Source organism: Microbispora bryophytorum, from assembly GCF_043197435.1.
Classification (GTDB): domain Bacteria; phylum Actinomycetota; class Actinomycetes; order Streptosporangiales; family Streptosporangiaceae; genus Microbispora; species Microbispora bryophytorum.
The window spans coordinates 826,625-843,931 of record NZ_JBICTF010000003.1 but is presented as its reverse complement, the minus strand read 5'-3'; the positions used below and the strand labels follow the sequence as shown (position 1 = coordinate 843,931).

At 72.2% G+C, this 17,307-nt stretch carries 16 protein-coding genes and 2 tRNA genes; 9 read left to right on the top strand and 9 right to left on the bottom strand.

The genetic code is table 11. The features are described 5' to 3' along the window. The first annotated feature begins 93 nt into the window (after nt 1-93). From ACGFIB_RS13050 to ACGFIB_RS13040, 3 genes are all read left to right on the top strand, one after another. Complete coding sequence (locus ACGFIB_RS13050) at nt 94-654, top strand: TetR/AcrR family transcriptional regulator (RefSeq protein ID WP_357243923.1); 561 nt, start codon at nt 94-96, stop codon at nt 652-654. A gap of 133 nt (nt 655-787) precedes the next feature. Next, nucleotides 788-1,189, top strand: a complete 402-nt coding sequence (locus tag ACGFIB_RS13045) for a nitroreductase family deazaflavin-dependent oxidoreductase (protein ID WP_357243926.1) — start codon at nt 788-790, stop codon at nt 1,187-1,189. Nucleotides 1,190-1,287: 98 nt separating this feature from the next. Continuing rightward, nucleotides 1,288-2,007 carry a rhomboid family intramembrane serine protease gene (locus tag ACGFIB_RS13040; protein WP_357244319.1) on the top strand — a complete coding sequence of 240 codons (720 nt, stop codon included), beginning with the start codon at nt 1,288-1,290 and terminating at the stop codon, nt 2,005-2,007. A gap of 10 nt (nt 2,008-2,017) precedes the next feature. Here ACGFIB_RS13040 and ACGFIB_RS13035 read toward each other — a convergent pair whose 3' ends face one another. Continuing rightward, complete coding sequence (locus tag ACGFIB_RS13035) at nt 2,018-3,166, bottom strand: sensor histidine kinase (RefSeq protein ID WP_357243929.1); 1,149 nt, start codon at nt 3,164-3,166, stop codon at nt 2,018-2,020. A gap of 137 nt (nt 3,167-3,303) precedes the next feature. Here ACGFIB_RS13035 and ACGFIB_RS13030 point away from each other — a divergent pair, with 137 nt between their 5' ends. Continuing rightward, on the top strand, nt 3,304-5,805 hold the full coding sequence (locus tag ACGFIB_RS13030) for a DEAD/DEAH box helicase (RefSeq protein ID WP_191054536.1): 2,502 nt from the start codon (nt 3,304-3,306) through the stop codon (nt 5,803-5,805). Nucleotides 5,806-5,820: 15 nt separating this feature from the next. Here the strand turns inward: ACGFIB_RS13030 and ACGFIB_RS13025 are convergent, their stop codons facing one another. From ACGFIB_RS13025 to ccmA, 4 genes are all read right to left on the bottom strand, one after another. After that, nucleotides 5,821-6,783 (bottom strand): TAXI family TRAP transporter solute-binding subunit, encoded by a 963-nt coding sequence (locus ACGFIB_RS13025; protein ID WP_393371325.1) that lies wholly within the window; start codon nt 6,781-6,783, stop codon nt 5,821-5,823. Next, complete coding sequence (locus ACGFIB_RS13020; protein ID WP_393371322.1) at nt 6,780-8,738, bottom strand: TRAP transporter permease; 1,959 nt, start codon at nt 8,736-8,738, stop codon at nt 6,780-6,782. The genes ACGFIB_RS13025 and ACGFIB_RS13020 overlap by 4 nt, the downstream gene beginning before the upstream one ends. Before the next feature lie 124 nt (nt 8,739-8,862). Beyond that, nucleotides 8,863-10,440, bottom strand: a complete 1,578-nt coding sequence (locus ACGFIB_RS13015) for a DUF6297 family protein (protein ID WP_393371319.1) — start codon at nt 10,438-10,440, stop codon at nt 8,863-8,865. After that, on the bottom strand, nt 10,437-11,063 hold the full coding sequence (gene ccmA, locus ACGFIB_RS13010) for a heme ABC exporter ATP-binding protein CcmA (protein ID WP_393371317.1): 627 nt from the start codon (nt 11,061-11,063) through the stop codon (nt 10,437-10,439). Before ccmA ends, ACGFIB_RS13015 begins: the two co-directional genes overlap by 4 nt. Nucleotides 11,064-11,175: 112 nt before the next feature. Between ccmA and ACGFIB_RS13005 the strand changes: the two genes are divergently transcribed. Next, nucleotides 11,176-11,475, top strand: coding sequence for a hypothetical protein (locus ACGFIB_RS13005; RefSeq protein ID WP_142570479.1), 300 nt, complete (start codon nt 11,176-11,178; stop codon nt 11,473-11,475). 23 nt (nt 11,476-11,498) lie between these two features. Here the strand turns inward: ACGFIB_RS13005 and dusB are convergent, their stop codons facing one another. Then, nucleotides 11,499-12,611: a tRNA dihydrouridine synthase DusB gene (dusB, locus tag ACGFIB_RS13000; protein ID WP_357243945.1), complete on the bottom strand. Its 1,113-nt coding sequence runs from the start codon at nt 12,609-12,611 to the stop codon at nt 11,499-11,501. A gap of 102 nt (nt 12,612-12,713) precedes the next feature. Here dusB and ACGFIB_RS12995 point away from each other — a divergent pair, with 102 nt between their 5' ends. The 4 genes from ACGFIB_RS12995 to ACGFIB_RS12980 all read left to right on the top strand — a co-directional run bounded on the left by ACGFIB_RS12995 (nt 12,714) and on the right by ACGFIB_RS12980 (nt 14,598). Further along, nucleotides 12,714-13,376 (top strand): ACT domain-containing protein, encoded by a 663-nt coding sequence (locus ACGFIB_RS12995; RefSeq protein ID WP_142570477.1) that lies wholly within the window; start codon nt 12,714-12,716, stop codon nt 13,374-13,376. A 54-nt stretch (nt 13,377-13,430) separates the two neighbouring features. Continuing rightward, a tRNA-Gly gene (locus tag ACGFIB_RS12990) sits at nt 13,431-13,502 on the top strand. A gap of 30 nt (nt 13,503-13,532) precedes the next feature. Continuing rightward, nucleotides 13,533-13,603: transfer RNA gene (locus tag ACGFIB_RS12985), tRNA-Cys, on the top strand. Nucleotides 13,604-13,872: 269 nt separating this feature from the next. Continuing rightward, nucleotides 13,873-14,598 carry a hypothetical protein gene (locus ACGFIB_RS12980; protein WP_393371313.1) on the top strand — a complete coding sequence of 242 codons (726 nt, stop codon included), beginning with the start codon at nt 13,873-13,875 and terminating at the stop codon, nt 14,596-14,598. A 46-nt stretch (nt 14,599-14,644) separates the two neighbouring features. Here ACGFIB_RS12980 and ACGFIB_RS12975 read toward each other — a convergent pair whose 3' ends face one another. The 3 genes from ACGFIB_RS12975 to ACGFIB_RS12965 all read right to left on the bottom strand — a co-directional run bounded on the left by ACGFIB_RS12975 (nt 14,645) and on the right by ACGFIB_RS12965 (nt 17,230). Beyond that, nucleotides 14,645-15,358, bottom strand: coding sequence for a phosphatase PAP2 family protein (locus ACGFIB_RS12975; RefSeq protein WP_357243951.1), 714 nt, complete (start codon nt 15,356-15,358; stop codon nt 14,645-14,647). A 94-nt stretch (nt 15,359-15,452) separates the two neighbouring features. Beyond that, on the bottom strand, nt 15,453-16,235 hold the full coding sequence (locus tag ACGFIB_RS12970) for a phosphatase PAP2 family protein (protein ID WP_142570474.1): 783 nt from the start codon (nt 16,233-16,235) through the stop codon (nt 15,453-15,455). Then, nucleotides 16,232-17,230, bottom strand: a complete 999-nt coding sequence (locus ACGFIB_RS12965; RefSeq protein WP_357243955.1) for a YihY/virulence factor BrkB family protein — start codon at nt 17,228-17,230, stop codon at nt 16,232-16,234. Before ACGFIB_RS12965 ends, ACGFIB_RS12970 begins: the two co-directional genes overlap by 4 nt. Nucleotides 17,231-17,307 lie beyond the last annotated feature (77 nt).

Here is a 17,307-nt window from a genome sequence, read left to right as displayed (position 1 = left end):
TGAAGGAAATTACTTACTTGCCGACAGGCTAGTGCCCGAGGCACGGTATTGTCCTTACTTGCCGGCCGTCAAGTTAATTAGGGACAGCAGGGAATGGGCGCTCATACCGACACACGCAGCCGCATCCAGGAGGTCGCGATCAGGCTCTTCACCGAGCAGGGGTACGAGGCGACGTCGCTCCGGGAGATAGCCGAGGCCCTCGGCGTGACCAAAGCGGCACTCTACTACCACTTCCGGACCAAGGAGGACATCGTCGCCAGCCTGATCGAAGACCGCGTCAAGGCACTGGACGAGCTCATCGCGTGGGCGGGCGGGCACCCACACACCCCGGAGATCCGCGGAGAGCTCATCCGCCGCTACTCCGCCCAGATGACCCGCGGGCGCCACCACGAGGTCATGCAGTTCATGGACCGCAACAAGACGGCGCTGCAGGGCCACGCCAAGGTCGACCTGATGCGCGAGCGCATGGGCGAGCTGATGCAGGCGCTGTGCGAGCCGGACGACCCGCTGCCGGTCAGGCTGCGGCGCTCGATGGCGCTGTTCGCGATGCACGCCGCCTGGTTCCTCATCCGCGACGAGTCGATGACCGAGGAGGAGCGGACCGCGGCGGGACTGCAGGTTGCCCTGGAATTGGCCGAAGCCTCGGGCGGTTGATCCCCTGATCGATCCGCCCCGAACCGCTCAGCCCTGATGTTGATCTGCCCTGATGTTGATCTGCCCTGATGTTGATCAGGCCTGAATTGCTCCCTCTCTGCGTTGATGCCCCTCCGGTGGGAAGGTGACCGACATGCTTTTCGGACAGGAACACGTCAAGCGCTACATCGAGACCGACGGTGAGGAAGGCCACGACTGGGAGGGCACCACGGTGGCCATCCTCACCACCAGGGGCCGCAAGTCGGGGCAGCCTCGCAGCACCCCGCTGATCTACCAGCCGTACGGCGACGCCTACCTGGTGGTCGCCTCCAAGGGCGGGGCCGACAAGCACCCCCTGTGGTACGTCAACCTCCAAGCCGATCCGGAGGTGGAGTTCCAGATCAAGGGGGACCGGTTCAAGGCGCGTGCCCGTACGGCGACCGCCGAGGAACGACCGGACATGTGGCGGACGATGGCCGCCACCTGGCCCGCCTACGACGAGTACGTCACCAAGACCGACCGGGAGATCCCGGTTGTCGTCATCGAACGCGCGTAGGCACCCGGGGGGCGCGCCGGGCGGCGGCGGTCAGGAGCCGGCCGGCCCCCGGCGAACCCAGTGACTCGTGCGGCCGTCGGCGGTATCTTTCCCGCGTGATGCTCAGTGACGGGAAAGGTTCTGTCAGCGACGGCCGCACCGCCGAAATCATGATCGCCGAGGCCCGGAAGGCCTTCTGGGTCATGGTCGGATTCCTGGCGCTGATCTGGGTCGTGCAGGTGGCCAACTGGGCCTCGGCCTACTCGCTCAGCTACAGCTACGGAATCAGGCCGTGGAACGTCGAGCGGCTGCCCGGGATCGTCTCCGCGCCGCTCCTCCACTGGAGCTGGGCGCACATCGAGGGCAACTCCGGGCCGCTGTTCATCTTCGGGTTCCTCGCGGCCTACCGGGGCGTACGGCGCTTCCTGGGGGTGACCGGGCTGATCGCGGTCGTCAGCGGGCTCGGCTCGTGGTTCACCGCCGACTCCTCCACGGTCGGCGCGGGCGCGAGCGGGCTCGTGTTCGGCTACTTCGGCTACGTGCTCGTACGCGGAGCCTTCGACCGGCACCTGATCGACATCGTCATCGGCCTGGTCATGGGCCTGTGCTTCGCCTACCAGTTCGCCGGGCTGCTGCCGGCCGAGGGCATCGGCTGGCAGGCCCACGTCTTCGGCTTCGCGGGCGGCATCCTCGGCGGCTACCTGTTCCGCGACCGGCGGGCCAGGGGCGCGACCGGGGGCACGACCGGAAACGCGACCGGGAGCACGGCCCCCGGCGACGCCGCCCCGCCCGGCTCCAGGGCGGCCCTGCTCAAGGAGATCGACGACCTCGGCCTGTGACGCGTACGGGTCACGTCTCGTGCTGGTCGGGCGGGCAGCAGGGGATGCTGGCGGTGAGCGCGAATCCGCCCTCGGCGGTCGGGCCGTACGCGAGCCGCCCGCCCACCAGGGCGACACGCTCGCGCAGGCCGGGCAGCCCGTAGCCGCCTCCCGCGCCGGCGGGCACCCGGACCGGCACGGCCCGGCTCTTGCCGCTGTTGACCACCGACACGTTCAGCACACCGCCGTGGGCCTCGCAGACCACCTGCACGTCGGCTCCGGGCGCGTGTTTGCGCACGTTGTTGAGGCCCTCCTGGACGACGCGGTAGCACGCGTGGCCGGCCTGCCGCGGCAGTTTCTCCTCCGGCACGTCGTAGTGCAGGGCGACGCGCAGGCCGGTGGCCCTGCCCTCCTCGACCAGGCGTGGGATCCCCTCCACGCTCTCCGCCGAGGGCGGCAGGTCCCTTCGCCGCAGCGCGGTGAGCAACTCGCGCAGCTCGGTCAGCGCCCGCACGCCTTTGTCCTCGATGTTCCTGGCCAGTTTGCGGATCTCGTCGAGCTCGTCGGCGTCCTGGATGAGACCGGCGTTCAGCACCATGACGGTGACCGCGTGCGTCACCGTGTCGTGCAGCTCGCCCGCGATGCGGCGGCGTTCCTGGGCGGCGGCGCGCTCCTCACGCGCCCGCACGCCCGCCCGCAGCTCCCGGATCGCCGAGCGGTAGCGCCACACCCAGGTGCCCACCAGCGCGGGCAGCACGACCAGCGTGATCGCCCGCACCGCCACGGCGACGGGCAGCCGGTCGGTGTAGGGGCTCGCCCAGTCGGTCAGCGCGTAGACCCCGGCGAGCGCGGCGGACACCCACGGCCATCGGCGCACCGTGTTCTGCGCCGTCATCGAGTAGGCCGCCAGCATCAGCGGCATGGTCTGGCCGACGAGCAGTGCGCAGGCGACGGTGGCCACGATCATCGGCCACGCCGTACTGCGCCGGGTCAGCATGGACACGGCCGCCGCTCCCACCGCGGCGAGCTGCGCCCACCACGGCACGGTGAGGAACGGCAGGTCCGGGACGGAGCGGCCGAACACCACCGCCGGAACCGCGAAGGCGAGCACGGCGACGGCGAGCAGCACGTCGACCGCCGCCTCCCGGCGCGTGCCGAGCCCGGCCCACTTCTCCCCCATATCGCTAGTTTGTGAGTTTGACCTGCGGATTCGTGCTGCGCCACGCCCCTTTGACGTAGCTGTGCCACATCTTGCCGTACGTCGGGCCGGTCGAAACAGTCATGGGTCTTGGGCAGGATAAGAGCGTGAGCGAAAGCATGAGCCTCCTCCGCCGTCTTCCGTCCGGCTCAGATCCCGGCGCCGAGCCGGACGCGTTGTTCGACGCGTTCGTGTCCTGGAACGCCGATCGCGGGCTCACCCTCTATCCAGCGCAGGAGGAGGCGCTGATCGAGGTCGTCTCCGGCAACAACGTGATCGTGTCCACGCCGACGGGCTCGGGCAAGAGCCTGATCGCCGCCGGGGCGCACTTCGCGGCGCTGGCCCGCGACGAGATCAGCTTCTACACCGCGCCGATCAAGGCGCTGGTGTCGGAGAAGTTCTTCGACCTGTGCGCGCTGTTCGGCACCGAGAACGTCGGCATGATGACCGGCGACGCCACCGTGAACGCCGACGCGCCCGTCATCTGCTGCACCGCCGAGATCCTCGCCCAGATCGCGCTGCGCGACGGCGCGCAGGCCGACGTCGGCACCGTGATCATGGACGAGTTCCACTTCTACGCCGAGCCCGACCGCGGCTGGGCCTGGCAGGTGCCGCTGCTGGAGCTGCCGCAGGCGCAGTTCGTGCTGATGTCGGCCACGCTCGGCGACGTCGAGCGCTTCCAGACCGACCTCACCCGCCGCACCGGCCGCCCCACCAGCGTGGTCAAGCACGCCGAGCGCCCGGTGCCGCTCATCTACTCCTACCGGACCACTCCCCTGCACGAGACGCTGGAGGAGCTGCTGTCCACCCAGCAGGCCCCGGTGTACGTCGTGCACTTCACGCAGGCCGCGGCGATGGAGCGCGCCCAGGCGCTCATGAGCATCAACATGTGCACCAGGGCCGAGAAGGAGGCCATCGCCGCCCTCATCGGCAACTTCCGCTTCACCACCCGCTTCGGCCGGGCCCTGTCCCGGCTCGTACGGCACGGCATCGGCGTGCACCACGCGGGCATGCTGCCGAAGTACCGCCGCCTGGTGGAGCGCCTGGCCCAGGCCGGCCTGCTGAAGGTCATCTGCGGCACCGACACGCTCGGCGTGGGGGTCAACGTCCCGATCCGCACCGTGCTGTTCACCGCGCTGTCGAAGTACGACGGCACCAAGGTGCGGCGGCTGCGGGCGCGGGAGTTCCACCAGATCGCCGGGCGCGCCGGCCGGGCCGGGTTCGACACGGTCGGATACGTCGTCTGCCAGGCGCCCGACCATGTGATCGAGAACGAGCGGGCGCTGGCGAAGATCGGCGACGATCCCAAGCGCCGTCGCGGCTACGCGCGCAAGAAGCCCCCGGAGGGGTTCGTCGGCTGGAGCGAGGAGACGTTCGAGAAGCTCCAGACGGCCGAGCCCGAGCCGCTGACCTCCCGGTTCAAGGTCAGCAACGCCCTGCTGCTGTCCATCATCAACCGTCCCGGCGACTGCTTCCAGGCGATGAAGCGGCTGCTCACCGACAACCACGAGGACCGCAAGGCGCAGCGCCGCCACATCAGCCACGCCATCGCGATCTACCGCTCTCTGCTGGCCGGCGGCATCGTGGAGAAGCTCGCCGAGCCCGACGAACACGGGCGGATGGCCCGGCTCACCGTGGACCTGCAGGAGGACTTCGCGCTCAACCAGGCGCTGTCCACCTTCGCGCTGGCGTCCTTCGAACTGCTCGACCCCGGCTCCCCGACGTACGCGCTGGACATGGTCTCGATCGTCGAGTCGACGCTGGACGACCCCCGTCAGATCCTGCACGCCCAGCTCAACAAGGCCAGGGCCGAGGCGGTCGCCCAGATGAAGGCCGACGGCATCGAGTACGAGGAGCGGATGGAGCGCCTCGCCGAGATCACCCATCCGATGCCGCTGGCCGACCTGCTCTTCGGCGCCTACGAGACCTACCGGCGCGGGCACCCGTGGGTCGGCGACCACGTCGTCAGCCCCAAGGCGATCGTGCGCGACATGTACGAGCGGGCCATGACCTTCACCGATTACATCCAGTTCTACGAGCTGGCCCGCTCGGAGGGCACGGTGCTGCGCTACCTGGCCGACGCCTACCGCACGCTGTCGAAGACGGTGCCCGAGCACCTGAAGACCGACGACCTGGTGGACCTCATCGAATGGCTCGGCGAGCTGGTGCGCCAGGTCGACTCGAGCCTGATCGACGAGTGGGAGAAGCTGGCCAACCCCGCCGAGGCGCTGGCGGCCGGGCAGGAGCTGGAGACCAGGACCCGGCCGGTCACCGCCAACGCGCGCGCCTTCCGGGTGCTGGTCCGCAACGCGATGTTCCGCATGGTGGAGCTCATCGCGCTGGACCGCGAGGAGGAGCTGGCCGAGCTCTACCCGGACGTCGACTGGGGCGCGGCCATGGACGCCTACTACGAGGAGCACGGCGAGGTCCTCACCGGTCCGGCCGCCCGCGGCCCGGCCCTCCTGCTCATCGAGGAGGAGAAGGAGCTGTGGCGGGTGCGTCAGATCGTCGACGACCCGGCGGGCAACCACGACTGGGGCATCAGCGCCGAGGTGGACCTGGCCGCCTCCGACGAGGAGGGCTACGCCGTCCTCCACGTCACCGGTCTCACCCGTCTGTGAGCCGCGCCGCGGCGGTCAGCCGTAGAACTTCCTGGCGCCCTCGTGCAGCGGCACCGGGTCGGTCTCCGGCGCGTCGGCGAGGGTGATGTCCCTGGCCGACGCGTGCACCTTCTCCAGGTCGGCCTTGTGGTCGAAGACCAGCCGGGTGAGGTCCTCCGCGAGCTTCGCGTCCATCCCCGCGTTCACCACGAGGAGGTTCGGCACGACGATGGTCGGCACGTCGGACGGCGTGCCGTACGCCGCCTTGGGGATCACACCCTCCGCGTAGACGGGACCGTGGGCGGCGCGCATGGCGGGCAGCACGTCGTTCAGCGGCACGAAGGTCACCTCGTCGCCCATGCTCGTCACCAGGTCGGTGATGCCCGAGGTGGGCAGCCCGCCCGACCACACCAGCGCGTCGAGGGTGCCGTCCTTGAGCCCCTGCACGGTCTCGGGCAGCGACAGCGCCTGCCGTTCGACGTCCTTGCCGGGATCGAGCCCGGCGGCGGCGAGCATCCGCAGCGCGATCACCTCCGTTCCCGAGTTCGGCGAGCCCGTGGACACGCGCTTGCCGCGCAGGGCGGCGACGGAGGTGATCCCGGCGTCGGTCCGTGCGATCACGTGCGTGTAGTTGCCGTACAGCCGGGCGAGCGCGCGGATCGGCTGCGGGGCGGTGAAGGCGCCGGTGCCCTTGACCGCGTCGGCGGCCGTGTCCGCCAGCGTGAAGGCGATGTCCGACTGTCCCCTGACCACCCGCTGGATGTTCTCGACCGAGGCGCCGGTGGCCTCCGCGGTCGCCCGGTGGCCGGGCAGGTGCTTGTCGATCAGCTCGGCGAGCCCCCCGCCCAGCACGTAGTAGACGCCGGTGGTGTTGCCGGTGGCGATCGACAGGCGGGTCCCGCCGCCCGTGCCGCCCCCCGCGCCCGACCGGTCGCCTCCGCAACCGGCGGCCAGCAGAGCCGCGGTGACGGCCAGCGCCGTCACGAGCCTGAACCTCACGGATGCGCCTCCCTGTGTCTGCGGACGAAGTGGACGGCCAGTGCCAGGGCCGCGACGCCCAGCCCGGCCAGCACGGGCCAGGGCGACAGGACGAGCAGCAGGACCGCCGCCAGCGCGCACAGGCCCCGCTCGGCCGGGCCGGCGGGGCCGTTGATCCAGCCGCCGGTGGCCACCGCGAGGACGGCCACGGCCAGCGTGGACACGGCCGCGGCGAGCAGGATCCCGCCGATCGGGCCCTGCGCCAGCAGAGCCGCACCGGACGGGGTGAGCACGAACGCGAAGGGCACGAGGAACGCCGGGAGCGTGTACTTCCAGGTGGCCCACATCGTGCGGTGCGCGTTGCCTCCCGTGATCGCCGAGGCGGCGAAGGCCGACAGCGCCGTCGGCGGGCTCACCTCGGACTGCACGGCGTAGTAGAAGATGAACATGTACGCCTCGGCCGGGGTGACGCCGAGGTTCAGCAACGCGGGGCCGATGATCACGGCGGCGATGACGAAGGACGCCGTGACCGGCACGGCCAGCCCGAGCAGCAGCACGGCCAGCGCGCAGGCCACGGCGGTGGCCGCGAGGTTCCCCCCGGACAGGCCGACGATCAGCGAGCCGGCCTTGAGCCCGAGCCCGGTGAGCGTGACCACGCCGACGATCGTGCCCGCCGCCGCGCAGGTGACCGCAACCGGCAGCACGCCGGTGGCGCCCGCCGCCAGGGCCCGCACCGCACGACGCGGGGTCAGCCGGTGCTCGCCGCCGGGAGTGCGGTCCAGGAACGACAGCGCGAAGGCCAGCAGCGTGGCGTACACGACCGCGCGGAACGGCGACTGGCCGAGGGCCATCAGGATGATGATCATGAAGAGCGAGCTGAAGTGGTAGCCGAAGCGCCTGATCAGCGGCCAGGGACTCCCCACGTCCACCGGAACGGCGCGCGTGCCGTACCTGCGGGCGTCCATCTCGATCGCGAGGAAGACGCCCAGGTAGTACAGGAGGGTCGGGATCGTGGCGTAGACGAGCACGGTCAGGTAGCTCACCCGCAGGTATTCGGCGATGATGAACGCCGCCGCGCCCAGGGTGGGGGGCGACAGGATCGCGCCGATGCCGGCCGCGGCCAGCACTCCCCCGGCCTGCTCGCGCGGGTAGCCGGCCCGGCGCAGGATCGGCCAGGCCACGCTGCCCACGCTCACCGTGGTCGCCACGCCGGAGCCGCTCACCGTGCCGAGCAGGAACCCCGCGAGCGTGACGGTGCGTCCCGGCGCGGAGCGCGAGCGGCGGAACGCGGCGAAGGAGACGTCGACGAAGAACCGCCCCGCCCCCGAGTGGTCGAGCACCGCGCCGTAGATCGTGAACAGGATGATGTACGTCGCCGCGACGTCGAGGGGCACGCCGTACACGCCCTCGGTGCCCATCGTGAAGGACGCCACGATCCGGTCCAGGTCATAGCCCCGGTGGCCCAGCGCCCAGTCGGCGGGCAGGTAGCCGCCGTAGTAGGCGTAGGCGAAGAAGACCGCGCAGACGACGGGCAGGATCCAGCCCACGGTCCGCCGGCACGCCTCAAGCAGCAGCAGCGTGAGCAGCGCGCCCGCCGCCACGTCGAGCGGCGTCGGCGCGTACGCCCGGCGGATGAGGTCGTCGAAGACGACGAGCGGATACGCGCAGACGGCCAGGGACAGCGCCGCGAGCGCCCAATCGAGCACGCTGATTCGATCACCACGGGGCCGGTCCCGGCCCCCGCGCCGCGCCTTGTAGCAGACGAAGGCCAGCGGCAGCACCACGGCGAGGAACGCCATCCGGTAGGGCAGGACCGGCCCCGGCCGGAAGGTCTGGTAGAGCGCGTAGAGCGACAGGGCGAGCGCGACGATCGTGACGAGTGCCGCCGGGCGGCCCGGAAGGCGCCGGGCGGGACGCTCCGCGTCGAACTCGGCGACGAGGTCCTCCGCCGACGTCTCGTGCCGGGTCTCGGTCACGCGCCTCCCCTGCGGTACGGCAAGCCCTTGACCGAAAGTACGCCGAGATCTGACTCGGCGCAGTCACAATCCGGATCACAGTCCGGTCACGGACCGTAGCACCGCTCTCACCGGCCGGGCGCGGCTACGGGCGGCTCCCGCGGCCCGGCCGCAGAATGTAGGCGGCGAGCACCGCGGCCCCGGCGACGGCCTGCGCCGCGACGTACGGCAGGACGTCGGCGGGTGGCGTGACCAGCGCCGCGAGCGTGGGCAGGGACCCGAGCAGCGCGATGTCCGGCCCCGTCGCCGCCCAGATGAGCGGGCCGGTCGGCACCGCGCCGCCGGGAGTGTCGATGACCGGCATGGAGTGGTCGACGGGCCGCCGCCTGGCCATCCGCAGCGCCCCCGCCGCCAGCGCGGGCGCGGCCGCCGGTCCGAGCGCCCACCAGGGCCCGGCCGGGAGCGCGCCCACGGCCTGGAGGCCCACCAGGGCGAGCGCCGACCAGGCCGCGGTCAGCAGCGCGGGCAGCACCGCCCGGGCGGCCGTGGCGGCCCTGCCGTCCACGGCCAGCATCCGGGCCAGGGCCGGGTCGCCGCCGTCGCGCCGGACCCCTCCGGTGCACATCGCGGCGGCGGTCAGCGCTCCGCACAGCAGCACCCCGGCCGCCGGCGCCGCACCGCCGGCCGTGTTCGCGCAGACGGCGTTCGCGCCGACAGCGTTCGCGCCGACAGCGTTCGCGCCGACAGCGTTCGCGCAGACGGCGGGCAACGCCGCCGCGCAGAGCAGCGCCGCCAGACGGCCCGGTCGCCTGCCCACCCGCAGCCACTCCTGCCACGCCAGCGCGGGCGCCGGGCCGAGCCGCGACACCGGCCGGGGCCAGGGGCGGGAGCGCAGCGCCCGGCCGCGCCAGTGGACGTCCTCCGCGACCCAGGTGAGCATCCCGGGATCCAGCGTGGTCGCAGCCGAGGTCACCCGCGCCGTCCGGGTCGAGGAGGCCAGGATCGTCCGGGCGGGGATGCGGCCGAGCGCCGCCCAGGCCCGCCGCACCAGGATCGCGGCCACCACGGAGGCGACGCCCGCGACCGCCGCGCCCAGGGACGCGGGCGCCCCGGCGACGGCGGCGAGCATCCGCCGGCCGGGGCCCGCGCCGGACACGGCCGCGAGCACGGCCACGGAGAAGATTCCGGCGATCAGGAACTGCAGCCGGGTGTCCGCCGCGGGGGACTGCTGGCCGAGCACCGCCGCGGCCATGCCTCCCGCGCCCGCGGCCACGCCGAGCACCAGCGCCGCCGCCAGGCGCACACCCAGCTCGCCGGGGGCTCCGAACACCGACAGCGCCGCGAGCCCGAGCGCCGCCCCGGCGAGCGCCGCCGCCGACAGCAGGAGCAGCGCCGTACGGCTCAGCACGGCCCGGCGGGGCAGCGGCGAGGTCACCAGCCACGCGGCGTCGGCGGCGGGCAGCACGACGGGGCCGAGCGCCCGCGCCAGGACGAGGAAACCCGCGTAGGCCGCCGCGACCAGCGCGAATCCGGCGCCGATCCGTCCCGGGTCGGCGTGCCGGGCCAGCCCGCCGATCGCCTCGGCGACCGGGCGGCCGAGCACCGCGGAGGCGACGAGCAGGCCGAAAACGCTGGTGTAGCGATCCGACCAGGTCGCCGGCCGCCCACGGTGAGCGCGCAGGTAGGCGAAGGCGGGATGCGTCCGCGCGGCCGCGGGGATCACGACGCCGCCCGCAGAGTGATCACACGGGCTCCCGCGTCCTGCGCCAGCCGCGCGTCGTGGGTGGCCATCACGACCGTGCCGCCGTCGGCGGCGTAGCCGCGCAGGATCTCCGCGAGGCGCTGCCTGAACCCGGCGTCCAGGCCACGCTCCGGCTCGTCGAGCAGGAGCAGGCGGCTCGGCCGGAGCAGCGCCATCGCCAGCGACAGCCGCTGCCGCTGACCGGTGGACAGCGACAGCGGGGCGAGATCGGCCCTGGCGGTCAGCTCGAAGGTCTCCAGCGCCTCGCCGACCGTCAGGCGGGCGTCCTGGTGCACGGCCTCCATCAGCTCGAGGTGCTCGCGGACGCTCAGGCCCGGATACCAGGCGGGCTCGTCGCCGGCCTGCACGACGTGCCGCCAGAAGTCGGGCAGGTCCGCCGGAGGCCCGCCGAGGACGTCGATCTCGCCGCGCGGCGAAGGGTGCAGGCCGGCCAGGCAGCGCAGCAGCGTGGACTTCCCGACGCCGTTCTCCCCCATGACGGCGACGATCTCACCCGGGGCGGCGGTGAGATCGACGCCGCGCAGCACGGGCACTCCGCCCAGGTCCAGCCCCACCCCGCGGGCCGTGATGATCGCGTTCGACATGCCCAGAGCCTACGCGCGAGCGCCGCCCCCCGGTCCGTCCGTCCCGGGGCCGCCCACCGCCGCACGCGAGCACGTAGCGTGGATCTTCCGGAGTATCGGTGGAGGTGGGCCAGTGCGTGTGTTACTGAGGGTTCCCGCAGTCATCCTCGGCGCCTTCGCGGCTTTCACGGCGGCCTCGGGCCTGCTGTATCCCTTCCTGCGGCCCGATCTCCTTCCCACGCTCGGGCATCCGCTCACCTCCGACCCGCTGCTGGACGGGGCGTGGGGCGGGACCACCCTGGTGGGAGCCTGGGCCGCCCACGCGGGGGTCGCGCTCGCGATCCTGCTGCCGGTCGTCCTGCTCATGCGATGGTTGTGGCGGACGGGGGCCCGCCGCACGCCCGCCTCACACGAGGCCGACACGCCCGCCTGAGCGCGGCGAGCGACATGGGACGCTCAGCCGCCGGAGGTGGGGTCCTCGGCTCCGGCGCCGGGAATCGTCATGTCCTCGGGGTCGTCGAGCCAGCCGTGCGGCAGCGACACCTTCGACCTCTCACCGCTCTTGCCGCGCGGGCCGTCGGCCTCCTCCGGCCACGGCTGGTCCGCGTCGAGCTCGGCCACCCGCTCGGCCATCTCCGACAGGCGGGTGACCGCGGTGAGGGTGCGGCGGGTCTCGGCTCCGACGACGAAGCCCTTGAGATACCAGCCGACGTGCTTGCGGAAGTCGGCGAGCCCGTGCGGCTCGCTGCCGATGACCTCGCAGAGCAGCTCGGCGTGGCGCAGCATCATCGCACCTACCTCCCCGAGGCGGGGCCGGACGCGCTCGGCCGAGCCCCGGAAGGCGAAGTCCAGATCGCGGAACAGCCACGGCCGCCCCAGGCAGCCCCGCCCGATCACCACGCCGTCGCAGCCGGTCTCCGCGACCATGCGCAGCGCGTCGTCGGCGCTCCAGATGTCGCCGTTGCCGAGCACCGGGATCTCCGGCACCGCGTCCTTCAGCCGCTTGATCGCGTCCCAGTGCGCGGTGCCGCCGTAGTGCTGGCGGGCCGTACGGGCATGCAGGGCGATGGCGGCGAGGCCCTCCTCCACGGCGATCCGGCCCGCGTCGACGTAGGTCAGATGGTCCTCGTCGATGCCCATGCGCATCTTCATCGTGACCGGCAGCGGCCCGGCGCCGGCCACCGCCTCGCGCAGGATGGCGCGCAGCAGGTTCCGCTTGTACGGCAGGGCCGACCCGCCGCCCCTGCGGGTGACCTTGGGCACCGGGCAGCCGAAGTTCAGGTCGATGTGGTCGGCCAGGTCCTCCTCGGCGATCATCCGCGCGGCCTTGCCGATGACGGCCGGATCGACCCCGTACAGCTGGATGCTGCGGGGCGACTCCTCCGGGCCGAACCTGATCATCTGGAACGTCAGCGGCACCCGCTCGACCAGCGCCCGCGAAGTGATCATCTCGGACACGAACAGGCCGCCGCCCTGCTCCCGGCACAGCGTGCGGAATCCGATGTTCGTGATGCCCGCCATGGGAGCGAGCACCACCGGGGGCCAGACCTCGAGCGCGCCGACTTTCACCCGTTCATTCTCCCCGCTGCCGGCGGTGAGCCGTACAAGATCATGGACGCGAGGCTTATGCCCCGGTTAATCTGACCTGGACCAACGGTGAGGGAGGTCGTCATGCTACTGCGGCTGAGAATCGCCTTGCCGGATCGTCCGGGCTCGCTGAGCCAGGTGACCGGGATCCTCGGGTCCGCGGGCGCCGACATCACGCAGGTGACGGTGCTCGACCGCGGCGACGGCCGCGCCCTCGACGACTTCACCGTCTACTGGCCCGACGCCGCTCCCCGCGAGGAACTCGTACGGGTCCTGCGCGACCTGGACGAGGTCCGGATCGTGGGCATCTGGGGCACCAGGGAAGCCCCCGGCACCTATCCGGAGCTGGAGATCCTGAAGTTCCTCACCACGGCGGGCGACCGTGCGCTCGGCACGCTGATCGACTCCATGCCGGTGCTGTTCAGCGCCGACTGGGCGGCGGCGGCGACCGAGAAGGACCCGCGCGTGACCGTGTACGCGAGCTGGCGGGCGCCCGAGGACATTCCGTTCCCCGAGGTGACCCCGCCCCGGCCGACGGCCGCCACGCTGCCGTCCGGCCCGCACGTGATCGTCGCGCCGCTGCCGCCGCTGGCGCTGTCGCTGATGCTGGCCAGGGCGGAGGGGCCGGACTTCCACCGCAACGAGGTGCACCGGCTCACCCGGATCCTCGAGATCTTCCTGACCCTGCCCGCGATCGAGCGGGGAGCCGACCGCGCGTTCCGAGGACCGAGCGCCCGGCCTTTCTGAGTACACACCGCAGTCGAAAACCCGGTACAGTAGCGACGTCGCCGCAAGGCGGACGCGGAAGTGGCTCAGTGGTAGAGCATCACCTTGCCAAGGTGAGGGTCGCGGGTTCGAATCCCGTCTTCCGCTCCGAGAGGTCGCGAATGTGGACCTCGCTCTGGTGGAGTGGCCGAGAGGCGAGGCAGCGGCCTGCAAAGCCGCGTACACGGGTTCAAATCCCGTCTCCACCTCTGTTTTTCCGATCCGGTTCCGGACGTCGGCGTGTGTGCGTCATGCGACGCACGACACCTCCGCGAGCGCCGGCGCCCCACCTTCTGGTCCGGCACCGGGTGGGAGTGCGGCGACACCGGCCACCTGGCCGCCACTGGCGCATTCCGGCATGCGAGGGACAAGTCGAGGTAAGGCTTCTTCTCAACGCCGCATAACGGGCGCACACTGAAAGAGAGACAACAGGCGATTCAGCTTGGAGTAGCTCGTGCACGCTCAGATGCCTCCAGCGATGCCCATGCTCTCTCGTGGCAAGCATCGCAATCCCAGCAAGGGCGCCTGCTTCATGGAGTTCGCGTCCTATCTCGCAGGTGAGCGGTGGAGCGACCATCCGTCGTGCACACATCCGCTGCTCGCCGGGCTCGCCCGCCTCGTCAACGACCACACCTCCGACGACGCCCGGCCCCGCCTGGCCGAGCTGATCCCGTCGGTGATCGGCCTGACGGGCGACGATCCGCGTCTCGACGCGCGGATCGCCCTGTGCGCGGCCAGGGCCGCGCTGCCGGTCGTCGCGCACGAGCGCCAGCTCGCGATGGCGGTCTCGATCCTGTCGGCCGAGCACGTGCTCACCGAGCTGGAGGGCCGCCCCGCCGGTGATCTGGACGAGCGCAGCAGCCAGGCACTGGCGCAGGTGCCGGACGCCGCTCGCTGGGCCCGCACCTTCGGGCGCGGCGTGCGGGTCTCGCCCAAGGGCTTCCGCAGGTACGCCGCGCCGAACACCGTGCAGCTCGCGGTGCGGGGCGTCGCTCAGGCGTGCGTGCCCGACCCCGATCTGCTGCTGCGCGGCCTGCTGGCCGACGCGATCGACGACTGCTGGGCCCTGCTGCGTCCCACCGCCGGAATCGACACCGGAATCGACACCGGAATCGATGCCGGGACCGCCGTCGGGACCGACCCCGCCGCTGTCGATCCCGCGCGCTGGGCGGATGCCTGCCGCCTCACCGGCGTGTCGAGCTGACCGCCCCGGCCACCGGCTCGGCTCCGAGCCGGTGGCCGGGAGCCGGTCAGGTCAGCGCGGCCCCGCGTACGGCCCGTTTCGTCGCGGCGCGTCGCGACGCCGTGATCGGCTGTAGCAGCAGGGCCTGGGCGAGCACGACCACACAGAAGATCCCGAGCACGTAGCCCCAGCTCACGTCCGTCAGATGGTGCATGCCTCGATAGAGCCTGGACAGGCCGACCGCCAGGGCCGCTCCCGCGCCGAGCAGCCACCACAGCGCATTCAGGATCGTGTGGCGGTGTGTGTGCAGGGTCAGCACTAGTGCGGTGCCGCAGTAGAACGCCACGGCGGCGCTGGTGTGCCCCGACGGATAGCTGGACGTGGGCGGCGCGGGATCGAGATGCGGCACGTGCGGGCGGGCTCTCTGCGCGAACACCGTGGCCAGCAGGAAGATCGCCGACTGGGCGCAGACGACGGCCACCAGGAAGACCGACTCCCGCAGGCGCCCGTAGACGACCCGGAAGAGGATCGCCATGATCGTCGTCACCACGATGATCACAGGCGTGTCGGACAGCATCGAGCCGTAGTGGGTCACCTCGTTCCAGAACGGCGTGCGCTCCTGGGCGATCTCGCGGCTGACCGCCTCGTCCTGCGCGACGAGCGTCGAGTGCTCCAGGACCTTCGTGATCAGCAGGCCGAGCCCGAGGGTCACCAGGGCCATCAGCGCGAGCGGGAGCAGGATCCGCCGCGCCGCCTCCGCGGCCACCCGTCGAGTGGGCACCCGTCGAGTGGGCACCTGCCGGTCGGGGACCCGCTGGTCGGGCGCCCGCCGAGGCGGCGCCGAGGACGACCGGGCGCTCCGGGTCGTGCCACGATTACGGTCGGCGTGCAATTCGTCCTCCTTCGGGAGCGATTTCCCTCTTCGTCTCGGGCCCGACGCCCTCGCGTAACGGCTGGGCGGGCCGGCGGCCCACATCGTGGCGGCGCCAGGTCTCGAAGGCGGCGGCCGTGGCGGCCACCACTGCCACGCCGAACACCAGCCCTCCCACCACGTCGCTGAACCAGTGCACGCCGAGCGCGATCCGGCTGAAGCCGACCGCCAGCGGGATCAGCACGGCGAGCGCCCAGGCGAGCACCCGCCCGCGCTCCCGCACGAGAGGCAGGACGAGGAGCAGCAGGATCCCGGTGCCGAGCACGGCGTTGACCGTGTGCCCCGAGGGGAACGACGCGCCGGGTGCGATGGCGACGGGGTCCGGCAGGCTGGGCCGGGCCCGCGCGACGATGACCTTCAGGGCGAGGCCGAGCAGGCCGCCGACGGTGATCGTGGTGACCGCCCACAGGGCCAGGTGGTAGGCACGGCGCCAGACCAGCCAGGCGACCGCGGCGCCGACCGCGATCCGCCAGGTCAGCGGCGCGAACACGTCGCTGACCAGCTCCATCAGCCGGGCGAACCCGGGATTGCCGATCGCGTAGGCGTGCAGGTCCCACGCCGCGCCCTCGTCGATCTCGGTGAGCGGGCCGAAGGAGGTCTTGACGAAGACCAGCAGCACCGTGAACGGCACCGCGATCAGCACCAGCGCCGCCGTCGCCACCGTCAGCCGCAGACCCAGTCCGTGCTCGGCGTCACGCCGCCCGCGCCGCCCGCGCCACCGGATCATCGGCTGCTCCCGGCCGGCTGCCGCTCCCGCGGGGAGACCGGGGCGGGGCCGGGGTCGGGCTGGGCCGGCTCGCCGCGGCCCGCGCGGCAGGCCTCCAGCTGAGCCGAGAAGGACAGGCCGAGGAAGAGCGCCATCGAGCTGAGGAACGACCACAGCAGCAGCGCCATGACCGCCGTGAGCGGGCCGTACGTCGCGCCGAAGGTGCCGCTGCTGGCGGTGTAGAGCGCGAGCAGCCAGGTGAACAGCGTCCACAGCAGCACGGCGACCGTGGCCCCGACCGCAAGCCAGCTGTGCCCCGGCTGCTCGCGCCGGGGCGAGGAGCGGAACAACACCGAGATCGACAGGACCGCGAGCAGGAAACCGATCGGCCAGCGCAGCCAGCCCCAGAGCCTCTGCGTCGTCTCACTCCAGTCGTAGGCGTGCGCCGCGGCCTCCCCGACCGCGGCGCCGCCGACCAGGATGACGAAGCCGACGCTCATGAGGAGGCCCGCCGTGACGGCCATCAGCAGCGCCCTGCCGTACTTGGCCAGGAAGGGGCGGTCCCGCTCGATTCCGTAGATGCGGTTGGCCCCGCGTTCGAACTGGCCCATAGCGGTCGTCAGCGACACCAGTGCGGTCAGCAGACCGAGCCACAGGGCCAGCTTCCCCCCCGCGCCCGAGGCGTGGTGGCTCTGGTCGAGCGTCTCCTGGATGACCCGCGAGCCCGCGCCGGGGGTCAGTTGCCGCAGGGTGAGCTCAAGGAGGCGGCCGAAGCGCTCCTGGTGCAGCACCGAGCTCAGGCCCACAAGGGCGATCGCTCCCGGGATGATCGCGAGGCAGGTCTGGAAGGCGAGGGAGCGGGCGTTGCTCGTGCCGTCGCCGTACCTGAACCGGACGTACGCGTCGCGGATGAGGTGCCAGCCGCCGTACCGCCGTATGGCGGCGTAGGCGTCGTCGGCAGACAGCTCGTCGCCGCTCATGCTCCTGGTCTCCGGCACCGGGGTCGCGGTTCCCATGTCAATCCTCACATCGTCAGGGGGTGGGAGCCGCCGGGGGGCGGGTCGCGGGCCGGCCCCCGGCGGGTCCCCGCAGA